The following is a 13,491-nucleotide window of genomic DNA, read 5'->3' as shown; positions in this document are numbered from 1 at the left end:
ACAGAGGAAACTGATGTTGTCTAGTTAGGCTGGACAGTTTAGAGTGGTATCTTTTCTTCGTCATGAAAGACACGCCAAAGCCCGACAAACGCCGCAAGTGCGATGCGGCCTTCCGCGCCGAAGCCTTGCGTCTGGCCGAGCAAAGCCGCTCGGCCCAGGCCGCCGCACGGGCGCTCAGCATCGCCCCCAAATGCATCTACCAGTGGCAGAACGCCGCCCAAACGCCGGTGGCGGCTGCGTTGGGCGCGACCTTGGACCCCGACACGGCCGCCGAACTGCCCCAGTTGCGGGCCCGGCGGCAGGCGCAGGAACTGGCCATTTTAAAAAAAGCCATTGCCATCTTCTCCAACACTCCGGACCAATGAGCCGCTATCAGTTTATCGCGACGGAACGCGAACCCTAACTACCCGGTGCGGCGGCTCTGCCAGGTGTTGGGCGTGCCGGCCAGCGGCTATTACGCCTGGCAGGCCGACCAGCAGCGGGCGGGGGAGGAAATGAACCGCTGGCCTGGGAAACGGCGTTGGCCAAGGTCTTTGGCGTGCATAAACGCCGCTACGGCACCCGCCGGCTGCAGGTGGCTCTGCGGGAAAAAGGGCACCGGGTGGGCCGGCAGCGCCTGCGCACGGCCATGCGCCGCCGGGGCTTGCACGCCTCGCACCCTAAGGCCTACACCCCGCGCACGACCGATTCCACCTACGGGCGGCGCTGCGCCCCCAACCGGCTGCTCGACCAGCCCACGCCTACCCGGGCCAACCGCGTTTGGGTCTCGGGTATCACCTATTTGCCGCTCGCCACGGGCACCTGGGCCTATTTGTGCGCGTTTCAGGACGTGGCCAGCAACCACGTCCCGGGCTGGCACGTGGCCGCCACCGTGCCCGAAGAACTCGTCACCACGGCCTTGCAGCAGGGATTTTTGGCCCAACCGCCCACGCCCGAGCTGCTCGTGCGCTCCGACCGCGGCGGCCAATACTGCGGCAACGCCTACCGGGCCCTGTTGCACCAGCACGAGGCTGTTCGCTTGCAGAGCCGCCGGGGCGAGTGCTACGACAATGCCCCGGCTGAAAACCGACTCAAGGTTTCGGGCGCCTCTGGTCCCGCCTCAAAACGGATGCACTGGAACTCCGCGAGCGGCCCGTTTTTGCCGACCTGGCCGACTCCCAGGCCAGCGTCGCCGACTGTTTTGACTACTTTAACCACGAGCGCCTGCATTCCAGCATAGGCTATCAGGCCCCTTATCGAGCTCACCAACAGACTTTTATAACTACTGCCCTAAACAGTCCAGCCTAATCGAACCGCCTCGGTTTTATTTAAGCTGGCTTATAATAACGGGATAAGTAAGCTGGGCGGCCTTACCTTTGTAGCGGCTTTCATCTATACTTATCTTATGGCTGTCATTACAGTAGCACCCCTGGTTCCCGGAGCCTTTGCGCCTCCGGGCGGCACTGCCATTCCACTATTCACGACGTTCGTGCACCCTTCGGCCCAACAGCGTGTGGCTTCTGTGCTGGCCAGCACCTTCCTAAGTGAGGGCAAGTTGGTGAAAGAATTTGAATCACGGCTGAGCGCAGAATTGGGCATGGTGCACCCAGCCGCCCTCAACAGCGGCACAAGCGCCCTGCATCTAGCCCTGGAAGTGGCCGGTGTCGGAGCTGGCGATGAAGTAATTCTTGCTCCCCAGACCTTTATAGCATCTGCTATCACCATCGTACAGGTGGGTGCCAAAGCGGTTTTCGCTGATATCCAATACAGTACCGGAAATATTGACCCCGCTGACATCGAACACCGTATCACGGAGCGCACCAAAGCCATTATGGCCGTGCATTGGGGCGGCTATCCCTGCGACCTTGCGGAAATTCATGCCCTGGCCGCCAAGCATAATCTGGTTGTGATTGAGGACGCGGCCCATTCCCCTGGCGCTACGTACCAAGGCCAAGCCATTGGGTCTGTTTCCGACTTTACTTGTTTTTCGTTCCAGGCCATCAAGCACCTGACCACCGGCGATGGCGGCGCGCTCTGCGCCCGCGACCCGGAAAAGGCACGGGAGGTATTTCGCCGCCGTTGGTTTGGTATCGACCGTGCCAACTCACCCATGAACGAGGTGGGGGAGCGAGAATACGACCTCACCGACGTGGGTTACAAATACCACCTGAGTGACTACGCGGCCGCATTGGGCTTGGCCAATCTCGAAGGCTTTGCTGAGCGCATGGGCCGGCGCCGTGCCTTAGTGCAGCAGTACAAAGACGGTCTGCAGCACGTAGCCGGCATCACGCACTTCGAACGCAAAGCCGACCGCGAAAGCGCCCACTGGCTTTTTGGCTTCCATGTGGATAATCGCCTTCAGTTTATCCGCGCCATGCGGGCTAAGGGCATTGCCGCCTCAGTGGTGCACGACGGCATCGACAACAATACCCTGTTCGGCGGCAAGCGCATGGAGCTCGGCAATCAGCGCCGCTTCGACGACACCCAGATTCACATTCCCCTGCACGACGACCTGACCACCGAACAAGTGGCTTACATTGTCGATGCTATAAAGCAGGGCTGGTAGACCAGCTATTTGCATGAAGATTGCATTATTTGGTGCCACCGGCTTCGCTGGTCGGAACGTTGGCGATATTTTGCGGACGCACGGCGTAGAATTCGTAGGCGCGTCGATTAATTCAGGGCTTGACCTGCGGGACACTGCTGCCACAGCTGCTTTTTTGCGCGAGCACGAGCCCACGCACATTATCAACTGCGCGGCCCACGTAGGCAGCCTCAACTACGTGACTGAGAAGGCTGCTACCGTAGTAGCCGACAACTCACGCATGATTTTGGGCATGTATGAAGCTGTGGCTCAGGAATGCCCGCATGCTTTGGTCATTAATCCCATTGCCAACTGCGCTTACCCTGCTACTGCCAATATTTTCCGCGAGGATGAGTGGTGGAATGGCCATCTGCACCGTTCCGTGCTGAGCTACGGCACCAGCCGCCGCCTGCTTTGGGCCGCCGCCGAATGCTTCCAATTGCAGTATGGCATCCGGAGCATACACCTGCTCACGCCCAACATGTATGGGCCCTACGACTCCACCGACCCAAATAAGGCCCACGCCCTGAACGCGCTGATTTCCAAATTTGTGAAGGCTGGTAAGACTGGCCAGCCCGAACTGCCCATCTGGGGCACCGGTGTGGCCATCCGTGAGTGGCTCTACGCTCCCGATTTTGCCCGTCTGGTATGGGAGGTATTGCAGAACCCTGACCGCGAAGGCTTGGAACAGCCCACCAATCTGGCCCAGAATGATGGCCTGAGCGTAAAAGAACTGGTCAATATTGTTCAGGATAAGTTTAACTACCCCGGCCAGCTTACTTGGGATACGTCCAAGCCCGATGGGGCACCTAAAAAGGTGATGGACGACACTAAGTTTCGGCAAATATTTCCAGAATTTAAATTCACAGATTTCAATGATGGAATTGCCGAAACCGTGAAGTACTACGAATCGGTTTATCCCTACTAAAGATAGCCCGCAAGCTATATGGCAGTTATAACTGTTGCGGTTGAGCGCGGAAACTACCCGCCAATTGCATCGACTTATTTCAACTTCGAGGAACTTGATGCATTTCATGCGCCGGAGGTGTTGCGGACAGTGTACGGCAGCAGTTGGTTTGGCTTAGTCATCACGGCAGGAGACATGGCATTTCTACATGCATACCAGCCGCAGGCGCTGCCGCAAGGGGAGGGCTTAGACATTGACCCTTTCATCGGCTATGCCGGACCCATGGTGACGTCCAGCGCCAGTGCTGAATTCTGCGACCAAGCAGCGACTGCTTACTCGGCGTGGTGCCGAGAGCAGGGGATTATAGCCGAAATTATTCGATTTAATCCCATTCTGCGCAACGATGCTGTTTATGCACTTTCCTCCACCATTGAGGTCTTCAAAGCGAAAGACATCGTTGTTGTGGCTTGTAACCCAAACGAGGAAGCACAATTGGCTTCTTTTTCCACCAAATGCCGTAGCAGTGTGAAGCGTGGAATACGCGACTGCACATTCGAAAAGCTGGACAAAACAACGAACTGGGACGCCTTCGTGGCGTTTTATATGGCCTCGCTTCACCGCATCGGGGCTGACCCACGCTGGAGCTTCTCCCCCGAGTTCTTTGCCCGCGCTGCCCAATCAAGCGTCTTTCAGGTATACGCGGTTCGGCATGAGGACAAGCTGGCGTCGGTTTCGCTGGTCATCGAGCACCCGCTTGCCGGCTATTATTTTCTGGCGGCCAGCAGTGAGCAGCCGGTACAGGGAGCCAACGAATACCTGGTGTATGGCATTAGCCAGCGCTTGGCGCAGATGGGATGTCCGCGCCTCGTTTTAGGTGGGGGCAACTCCGCAGACGAAGACGATGCTTTACTGCGGTTCAAAAAGAAATTTGCCCCAGCCCTGATCCCGCTCATGCTTGGCAAGCTGGTGCACGAGCCACAGGCTTTTAACCAGTTGGTGGCCGCAGCAATTGCCCGTCGACCCGAACTGGAAGCCATGCGTTTTTTTCTCAAATACCGGCTATAGCCTTGCGTTTCACCTTGATAATTGAAACACATTACAATTTAAAAAAATAAAGCTATGACTTACCGGGTATTGTTTTTCGGAAACTGGGGCCTAGGCTTAAGCGGACTGGAAGGGCTTCTTGCGTGCGAAAATGTTGAAATAGTAAAGGTGTATACGAAGTGGGACAAATTAACTCCCAATCCTTTCCTGAATCTGGTACACGACCGTGCGGTGCGTGAAGGACTACCCGTGTTCAATTCTGATAAAGCATTAGCGCCGTTGAAGATTTTCGCAGCCGATATCTTATCGAATGAGCGGATAGATTTCATTGTTTCCTGCTGCTACGACCGCATCTTTAAGCCAAACGTACTGGCTTTTCCCCGGCTGCCGCTGAACGTACATCCTTCGCTGCTGCCCCGCTACCGCGGCATAAAACCCTTGGAGAATGCCGTTGCCCAAGGCGAGAAAAAGGTGGGCGTAACGATGCATGAGTTGGTTGAAGCTCTGGACGAAGGCGCGATTTTATTGCAGGAAGATACGGTTAATATCCATGATAATGACACGTTTAGCTCGCTGTTTGACCAACAGGCCCAACTAGCCAAAGCAGTTATCGTAAAATTTTTCCAAGACCCCGAATACTACATCGAGCATAAAACTCCGCAGAACCATTCACTGGCAACCCTCGCTCCCCGGATGCCTTTTGAAATTCAGCAAGATGCCACCGTGCTCGAAATTCAGCTAGCTTATCGGGACCATCTGGCCTCGGGCTTGCCGACACAGTCGTGACAAGCGACGGCCCGGCCGGCCGGGGCCCTCAACGCAACGGTGCCTTTGCGTACTGGTCGGGCCGGCAAAGCAGGCTTGCTTATCAAGTCAGCCACGGCTGGGTTTCTAGTCCAGGTAAACGCGGGGCTACGGGTACACCAGGGCTTACGGTAGATTGCCGGACGGGCCCCACGGTAAAGATTTTATTAGTGGCGCAAATGGTAAAAGCTTGCCCCACGCCTCAGCGTAAAAATTCGTAAGATGCCGCGGTAGTAGCTTTGCTTTGGCGTCTCCTGTGCCAACTTAATAATAAAGAATATGAGTGAATATGGCATTTCTTACGTTGTAACGACATACAACAAGCTGCCTTACCTGCGTCAGGTGTTGGACCGCTTGGTGGCCGCTCGCTTACCAAACGAAGAAATCGTGGTGGCCGACGGCGGCAGCAAGGATGGCACTCCCGAATACCTCCGCAGCCTGTACGAAGCCGGTCATATCCAACAGTTCGTTTCGGAGCGCGACAAAGGCGAGTCGCACGGCTTCAACAAGTGCATGCTCCGGGCCCGGGGCGAGGTGGTCAAAATTATCACAGACGATGACGCCTTTGACTACGGCGCCATTAGGGAGGCGGCCGGGTTCATGCACCAGCACCCAGACGTGGACGTAATGATGGGCTACACCGGTCTCCTTTTTCTGGAAGACCCTAACCGGCTTTCCCTCTACGAAGACGTGGCCGATAATTTTAAGCGTTGGTTTCACCACGGAGAAGCAGTATGGATGATTGGCCTGCCCATGATTATCCGGCGTACCTCTTTAGCGCTCACCGGACTTTTTAACACCGGAGTGGTGCAGATGGATACCGAATTTACCTACCGCATTACCAGCCTGAACGTGAACTTGGCTTGGAGTTCGGCGGTGCTGAGCATACGCATCGAAAACCCGCAGAGTAATTTCCGGGTGATGGGCCGGCAAACTAGTCAGCACGAAGCAGACCGGATGCGATTCTTTTATGATAAGCGCATCGGCCACAGCTTTCTGAACTACGTACGGCATAAATCGGGCTGGCTCGACGCTCTTAAAAAGCCCGTTCGCCCCCTCAAGCGTGCCGTTTTCAACGCCTTGAAAAAGCCGCAGTACCAGGGCCCTCCGCAACTGCCCACCGGCTACGTGCCCACCCCGGGCGAGGAACCGCTAGAGGCCGCGTTCCGAGTGTGTGACCGATTCATGGCCGACTACAACGCCCGACAGACTACGGAGTTTATATTTAAAAAACAAGAATTGGGCAAGGCCCTCGCCACTAAATAATTCAAAGGGACGGCAGGCCAGCCCTAGGTGAGCTGCTCGTGTGCATTAGTACCCAAACCCTCGTATTCTGTTCTCATGAAAATAGCCTTATTGGGTCAAACCGGTTTCTTGGGCCAGAACGTCGCCGACGAACTGGTACGCAACGGCGTGGCGTTTGCGGGAGCTTCGCGCCGCACGGGCGTGGACCTGCGCGACCCCGCCCAAGCCACCGCATTTCTGCGCGACACCCAGCCCGATGTGATTCTGCACTGCGCTGCCCACGTGGGTAGCTTCAACTACGTGACGGAAAACGCCGCAGCCGTGATGCTGGATAACTCGCGCCTGGTGCTGGCCGTGTACGAAGCCATGGCAGAGGTGTGTCCACAGGCTGTCATCGTGCACCCCCTGGCCAACTGTGTGTACCCCGCTTCGGCCGAAATATTTCACGACGAGGCCTGGCAGGACGGGCCAGTGCACCGCACGGTGCTGCCCTTTGCTTCCACGCGCCGTCTGGCGTGGGCAGCCGGCGAAAGCTTTGCCATCAGCCACGGCATTCGCAGCGTATCGCTGCTGGTGCCGAACATGTACGGCCCGCACGACTCCACCGACCCCAACCAGACCGCCGCCCTCGACGCCCTCATTTCCCGTTTTCTGACTGCCCAGCGCACCGGCCAGCCGGAGGTAGGGGTGTGGGGCACCGGTGCCGCTATCCGGGAGTGGATATTTGCTCCCGACCTGGCCCGCATCATGCTCGAAATAGCCCGGAACCCTGCCCACCCCGGTCTCGAACGGCCCCTCAACGTGGCGCAGAACACCGGCCTGAGTATCCGTGCCCTTGCCGACCTAATCCGGCACACGTTGGGCTATACTGGCACGGTGCGCTACGACCATACCAAGCCGGATGGTGCTCTCAAAAAGGTGATGGACGATAAGCACTTTCGTGAGGTTTTCCCCTCGTTTGAGTTTACCGAGTTCGAAAAAGGTATTGAAACGACAATTCAGTACTACCAAAAAGTAATTTAATAAGTTTAGAAGATTTTAATTTTCGAACAGAATCATGACCAACACCTCTCACAAACGCAACTTGGTGTACATGGGCGGCCGGGCGCTGGGCTACCGCTGCCTGGAAGTGTTGGCCCGCTACCGGTCCCACTTTAACGTGCACTTTGCGATGGGCCTGCGCCAAGACGGCACGGTGGGCTCCGACTGGAACCCCTCCGTGCTGGCCGAAGCCCGGCGGCTGGGGTTTGAGGTGTTCGACGTGCCCTCACTAAAAGTCCCCGAGGTGGTGGCGCTGTTTCAGGAAAAGCAAATCGATACCATCCTGAACGTGTTTTGCGACCGGATTATCCCCAAGGCGATGGTCAATTTGCCGGGGATGGAAATCATCAACTTTCACTACGGCCACCTCCCGCAGTACCAAGGTCGCTTCGTGGTGACGCACATCATTCTGAACGGCGAAGAAAAAACCTGCGTTACCACGCACTACATTGACGAAGGCGTGGACACCGGCGATATCATTTTTGAAGACTGGCTGCCCGTGCTGTCCACCGACACTGCCCGTAGCCTATACATGCGCTGCGTGGATGTGGGTACGCAGGCCTTCGAGCGTACCTTGGAGTACTTTGTGCGCCAGGAGCCGCTGCCGCGCCGCCCACAGAAAGGAAGTGGGGCTTATTATAAATTTGAGGAACCCAACGGATTGCGCGTGCAGCTGGATTGGGAACAGGAAAAAATAGAGCGTTTCATCCGGGCCACCACCTTCGAACCCATCTCTAAACCCTGGGTACAGATTGGCGACCGGCGCTTCGACATTGTGGCGCAGCCCACCAACCCCGCGTAGTGGCGGTCCATTCGCTCATTTTTTCCTTTCTTGTCTCGTGTCAAAATACCGCATTTCCTATTTAGTAACAACATACAACAAGTTGCCATACCTACGGCAAGTGCTGACCCGCCTAGTGGAAGCCCGGCTTCCCGATGAGGAAATTGTGGTGGCCGACGGCGGCAGCAACGACGGTACTTCTGAATACCTCAGTGAGTTGTTCGAGGCCGGAAAAATTCAACAGTTTGTGTCCGAGCGCGACAAAGGTGAATCACACGGCAATAATAAGTGCATGCTCATGGCTAAGGGTGAGGTGCTTAAGATGATTACGGATGACGACGCCTTTAACTACCCAATTATACGAGCAGCGGCTGATTTCATGCACGAACACCCAGATGTGGATGTAGTAATGGGTTACAACGCGACTATCCAGGACCATGACCTGACGTTTGCCCGGGTAAAAGAAGACCCAGCTATTGACTTTATGCGCTGGTACGAGCTTAAGGAGCCATTCTGGATGATAGGCCTGCCCCTTCTGGTTCGTCGCTCCTCGCTCCCAATTGTTGGGTTGTACTATACCGGCGTGGTATTTGTTGATTTGGAGTACACCTACCGCATTTCTACCGTCAAGGCCAACATTGCTTGGTGCACAGGACTTTTGAGCATGCACGTTGACAACCCAAATGGCAATTTCAACCGTATGCCTCCTAAAATGCGAGAGGAAGAGTATAATCATGTGCGCAGCTTCTTCGTGAAGCATAAGCGCCGTAATCCGGTGGAGCTTCTGCGTGATACCATTGAAGCAGTCAAACGCCCAATTCGCCCTGCTAAGCGGGCTGTTTTCGACCGCATGGGCTGGGCTCAATTTCAGAATCCGGAGGTGTTTGCGACCGGGTACGTACCCCACGAAGGTGAAGACCTATTGTCGGCAGTATACAGGGTGTGCGACGATTTCATGGCAGCCCAAAATCATTTGCGCAAAACAGAATTTATTTACAAGCCGCAGGAAGTAAGCAAGGTAATGCCTCCGACGTCTGCTTAGCAGGTGGCTTCCCTACTGCATTTTACTGAACATTTTAATTTTTATATGAAAGTTGCGCTCATCACTGGCATCACCGGCCAAGACGGTGCTTACCTCACCGAGTTTCTGCTCGAAAAAGGTTACGACGTTCACGGCATAAAACGCCGGTCTTCCCTGTTCAATACCGACCGCATTGACCACCTCATTAATGATGAGGAAGGCAATAAGAACCCGCGCCTGACCAACCACTATGGCGACTTGTCGGACTCCACTAATCTGATTCGCATCATTCAGGAAGTGCAGCCAGACGAGATTTACAACCTCGGTGCCATGTCTCACGTGAAGGTTTCCTTCGATGCACCTGAGTACGTGGCGGATGTAGACGGTGTGGGTACCCTTCGCATTCTGGAAGCCGTGCGCCTGCTGGGCCTTACTAAGAAAACCAAGATTTACCAGGCCAGCACATCCGAGCTGTACGGGCTGGTGCAGGAAGTGCCCCAGCGTGAAACCACACCCTTCTACCCCCGCTCGCCCTATGCGGTGGCTAAGCTATATGGTTACTGGATTACAGTCAACTATCGCGAGGCCTATGGCATGTTTGCGTGCAACGGCATTCTATTCAACCACGAAAGCCCTTTGCGCGGCGAAACGTTTGTTACCCGCAAAATCACCCGCGGGGTGGCCCAGATAGTATTGGGTATGCGCCACGACATTGCGCTGGGCAACCTAGACGCTAAGCGCGACTGGGGCCATGCCAAAGACTACGTAGAGGCCATGTGGCGCATTCTGCAGCAGGACGAGCCCGAGGATTTTGTAATTGCCACCGGCGTGACGACCACCGTACGCGACTTTGTGCGCCTTGCCTTTGGCGAGGTAGGAGTGGAACTGGCTTTTGAAGGCGAAGGCGTAAACGAAACCGCGCGGGTGGTTTCCTGTTCGAACCGCGAATACCAAGTGCCTATTGGTACTGTGGTATGCCGCGTAGACCCTGCTTACTTCCGGCCCACCGAAGTGGAACTGTTAATCGGCGACCCCACCAAGTGCAAGGTCAAATTGAACTGGGAGCCGAAATACGACCTGCCGGCCTTGGTGAAGGATATGATGGAGGCCGATGTGGACCTATTTAAGCGCGACGCTTACTTATTGAAAGGCGGACACAAGGTGTCCTGGCAGCACGAGCAACACCAATAAACGGGCTGTTTTCTAGCTTCTTTCATCACCCTTCGCCATCCGGTTGCAAAGCCGGATGGTTTGGGCAATTAGACTCTTGCGCCATGGCTACTGCGCCGCTACGGCCTCCCACTTTTTGGCAACGCACCAAAAAAGTAATCGACCGAAATCTAAGTCGCTTAACAAAGTTTGTAAGTGCGCCGCTGGCGGCCGAAGAGATTGAAGTGGCACCAGCTCCCTTAAATGCCAAGGCGCCCCAACCGATCAATGTGGAAATGGTTCCGCAGGTTTTCCTAGACGGTTTTGCTAAGGTCTTTGCCGAAATCCAGCCCAACCTTCGCCAAGTGGTATACCGGCTGCGCGATGCCCGCGTAGCGTGGCACGGGTCCGTGGTGAAGGGCCTACGGGTATTTTTGCCCAGCCTGCCCCAGCCGTGGATGGAGTTTGAGCTAGCCGGCACCTTCCTACTCCGTCAATTTCGCAGCCGCAAGGTGCTAACTTTGGCTACTGGGCCGGTCGGGCTGGCATTTGATAGCTGGTCGGGCAACTATTTCCACTGGATAGCCGAAGAACTGCCCCGGTTGGCCTTGCTGCGCAAGGTGCAGCCCGAATGTATTGTTCTGCTACCGGGTCTCAATTCCTCCGACTACATTGTGCAAACGGTAAGCGCCTTAGGCTTTCGGCATACCCATACCCTTATGCCAGGAGAGCTGGCAGAGGTGCGCGATTTGTGGCTAGCGGTACGCCCTGGACGGCACGGCTATATGGTGCCCGAACTGATGCGGGAAGTGCGGGAGGCGGTGCTAGGCAGCCTAGCTGCCAGCCTCGACCCATTCAAGCGAGCTACGCGCCGGATATACGTTTCGCGTTGCCGCCAAAAGTGGCGGCAGCTTACTAACGAAGAAGAAATTGTAGGGGTATTGGCGCGTTATGGTTTTGAAACCGTGTATTTCGAGGACATGACGTTTGTGGAACAAGTCCGGACAATGTATGAGGCGGCTGTTTTCATCGGCATTCACGGGGCCAACATGACTAATATCTTGTTTATGACCCCTGGTTCAAATGCCATCGAAATAATGAGCCACACATATATTAACCCCAGCTATTTATCAATGGCTAATAGTATAGGGGTGTATTACTCGCTGGTGCCATCTGCGCAGAGCTCGCCGATGGAAGTAGAGCGTGGATATGCCGATATGTTGGCCGATCCCATGCTGGTAGAACAGGTAGTCCGTCCACTCTGCGTTGAACAGTAGCTTTTTTTTTTTTTTTTTTTGTAAAACTATATTTTATCTTGAAGCAACGCCTCCAGCTATTTGTGCAACAGAGTTTGCGGCCTTTGCTGCAAAAAGGGTCATTTGCTCAAAACTTTGCCGTTACGCTGTCAGGGTCAGCAGCCGTCACGGCCATTGGCTTCCTTCTATCGCCGGTGATGTCGCGCATTTACATGCCGGCAGCCTATGGGCAATTTGCCGTATTTAGCTCACTGACCAGTAATCTGAGCATGGTTACCACCTTGACTTATACGGCTGCATTTTTGCTGCCTAAAACCCAAGAGCGGTTTATGGCCTTGGTGCAGCTCACCGTTTTTCTCACGTTTGCAATGTGCCTGCTTATCACATGCGCAATGCTAGTGGGGGGGAGGCAGGTACTACACCTGCTTAATGCCGAGCCCTTGGGAAACCTGTTTTACACCTTGCCTGTGCTTTTGCTGCTGTTTAATCTCAACAGCATCATGAGCAGTTGGTATATGCGCGACAAACAGTTTCTAAAGCGCACCAGTGTGGAGGTGTCCACGGCCTTGGTAGGACGAGGTTCTACCATTGCTTATGGCTGGTGGGCGGGCGGGCATGTGGCTGGCCTGCTGTTTGGGGAGTTCTTCAACCGCCTTACAAGCACCATTAGCTTGGCTACGGGTAGCATTCGGTCCACGTTCGTCATCCTGTGGCGCACCTTCGCTTGGTCTAATATCTGGAGTGTGGCAGTTGAGTATAAAAAATTCCCTTTATATTTTCTTCCTGCCAGCTTCATCAACGTTCTATCGACGCAATTGCCCATCTATGCTCTCAGCTCGGGCTTTGGGTCGACGCCGGTCGGTTTGTATTCATTTTCGGTTGGATTGCTTGAAATCCCTATCAACCTGATTGGCAACGCCATTCTGCCGGTATTCTGGCAAAAGGCAGCGGAGACGCAGCAGACCGAGCCCGAGCGCCTGCCTATGATGACGCTTAGTCTTTACTACAAGCTGCTGTATCTGGGCCTGATACCGTTCGGGGTTATTACGGTTTACGGCGATGTACTCTTCAAATTGGTGTTTGGGGCACGTTGGGAAATGGCCGGCGTCTATACCGGTTACCTTGGCTATTATTACGTGTTCAAGCTGATGTCACAGGCAACATCGCCCATCTATACCGTGATGGAAAAGCAACGTTACATCCTCTGGAGCAACATTGCATTGCTAGTGGCGAGGGGCTTGGGCTTAGGTATTGGCTTAGTGATGAAGGACCTGAATTTGGCGTTGCTCTTGTTCGGCTTGGGTAGCTTGCTGGCTACTTTCCTTATTGATTTGCAAGTGCTATCGCTGTTACATCTGCCGGTGTGGCGAATCGCCCTGCGAACCATCATTATTGTGGGCTCTACGCTTATGGTTTTGAAATTTATTCGGGTAAGCGCAGGGTTGTTATTGAAATAAACACTGCGTTAAAAAATAAACAACAGAAATATTCTGGTTTGCTCCTGGACCCAGTGAAAATGGTGGTGAAATCATTGCCTACGCTGGAGTTGGGTATGACAGAGCATTGCCTGCCCTGCCATCAAGAAGTATACCGTCGTCGGCGCGGTGGCGGATGTTTCGGAACCAATATGTTTTCTTGGCGATAAGCCCAGCGAATGGGCAACCTGGAAAGGTATAATAG

General features: G+C 54.8%; 13 protein-coding genes and 1 pseudogene. All 14 read left to right on the top strand.

The genetic code is table 11. The features are described 5' to 3' along the window. Window positions 1-62 precede the first annotated feature (62 nt). The 14 genes and pseudogenes from AUC43_RS19760 to AUC43_RS19700 all read left to right on the top strand — a co-directional run bounded on the left by AUC43_RS19760 (window position 63) and on the right by AUC43_RS19700 (window position 13,268). Window positions 63-365 (top strand): transposase, encoded by a 303-nt coding sequence (locus AUC43_RS19760; protein ID WP_068197856.1) that lies wholly within the window; start codon window positions 63-65, stop codon window positions 363-365. Window positions 366-520: 155 nt separating this feature from the next. Further along, window positions 521-1,054, top strand: a pseudogene (locus AUC43_RS19755) (IS3 family transposase); the annotation flags it as partial. 59 nt (window positions 1,055-1,113) lie between these two features. After that, window positions 1,114-1,287: an integrase core domain-containing protein gene (locus tag AUC43_RS21970; protein WP_082685318.1), complete on the top strand. Its 174-nt coding sequence runs from the start codon at window positions 1,114-1,116 to the stop codon at window positions 1,285-1,287. 97 nt (window positions 1,288-1,384) lie between these two features. Beyond that, entirely contained in the window at window positions 1,385-2,545 is a 1,161-nt protein-coding gene (locus AUC43_RS19750) for a DegT/DnrJ/EryC1/StrS family aminotransferase (protein WP_068197852.1), read from the top strand. Window positions 2,546-2,558: 13 nt separating this feature from the next. Further along, window positions 2,559-3,491, top strand: a complete 933-nt coding sequence (locus tag AUC43_RS19745) for an NAD-dependent epimerase/dehydratase family protein (protein WP_068197850.1) — start codon at window positions 2,559-2,561, stop codon at window positions 3,489-3,491. A gap of 18 nt (window positions 3,492-3,509) precedes the next feature. Next, window positions 3,510-4,535, top strand: a complete 1,026-nt coding sequence (locus AUC43_RS19740; protein WP_068197847.1) for a GNAT family N-acetyltransferase — start codon at window positions 3,510-3,512, stop codon at window positions 4,533-4,535. A 54-nt stretch (window positions 4,536-4,589) separates the two neighbouring features. Then, window positions 4,590-5,300 (top strand): formyltransferase family protein, encoded by a 711-nt coding sequence (locus AUC43_RS19735; RefSeq protein ID WP_068197843.1) that lies wholly within the window; start codon window positions 4,590-4,592, stop codon window positions 5,298-5,300. 297 nt (window positions 5,301-5,597) lie between these two features. After that, window positions 5,598-6,584: a glycosyltransferase family A protein gene (locus tag AUC43_RS19730; RefSeq protein WP_068197840.1), complete on the top strand. Its 987-nt coding sequence runs from the start codon at window positions 5,598-5,600 to the stop codon at window positions 6,582-6,584. A gap of 75 nt (window positions 6,585-6,659) precedes the next feature. Continuing rightward, window positions 6,660-7,586 carry an NAD-dependent epimerase/dehydratase family protein gene (locus tag AUC43_RS19725; RefSeq protein ID WP_071885991.1) on the top strand — a complete coding sequence of 309 codons (927 nt, stop codon included), beginning with the start codon at window positions 6,660-6,662 and terminating at the stop codon, window positions 7,584-7,586. A gap of 34 nt (window positions 7,587-7,620) precedes the next feature. After that, a complete protein-coding gene (locus AUC43_RS19720; protein ID WP_068197836.1) occupies window positions 7,621-8,406 on the top strand; it encodes a methionyl-tRNA formyltransferase in 786 nt (261 codons plus the stop codon). 37 nt (window positions 8,407-8,443) lie between these two features. After that, window positions 8,444-9,427, top strand: a complete 984-nt coding sequence (locus AUC43_RS19715) for a glycosyltransferase family A protein (protein WP_157781188.1) — start codon at window positions 8,444-8,446, stop codon at window positions 9,425-9,427. 45 nt (window positions 9,428-9,472) lie between these two features. Beyond that, on the top strand, window positions 9,473-10,597 hold the full coding sequence (gene gmd, locus AUC43_RS19710) for a GDP-mannose 4,6-dehydratase (protein ID WP_068197830.1): 1,125 nt from the start codon (window positions 9,473-9,475) through the stop codon (window positions 10,595-10,597). A gap of 83 nt (window positions 10,598-10,680) precedes the next feature. After that, the gene (locus tag AUC43_RS19705; RefSeq protein WP_082685235.1) at window positions 10,681-11,832 is read left to right on the top strand and encodes a glycosyltransferase family 61 protein; all 1,152 of its coding nucleotides are present in this window, start codon (window positions 10,681-10,683) and stop codon (window positions 11,830-11,832) included. 38 nt (window positions 11,833-11,870) lie between these two features. Further along, window positions 11,871-13,268 (top strand): lipopolysaccharide biosynthesis protein, encoded by a 1,398-nt coding sequence (locus tag AUC43_RS19700; RefSeq protein WP_068197824.1) that lies wholly within the window; start codon window positions 11,871-11,873, stop codon window positions 13,266-13,268. Window positions 13,269-13,491 lie beyond the last annotated feature (223 nt).

Origin of the sequence: Hymenobacter sedentarius, assembly GCF_001507645.1 — a bacterium.
GTDB classification, from domain to species: Bacteria; Bacteroidota; Bacteroidia; order Cytophagales; family Hymenobacteraceae; genus Hymenobacter; species Hymenobacter sedentarius.
This window is presented reverse-complemented; position numbering and strand designations above follow the sequence as displayed.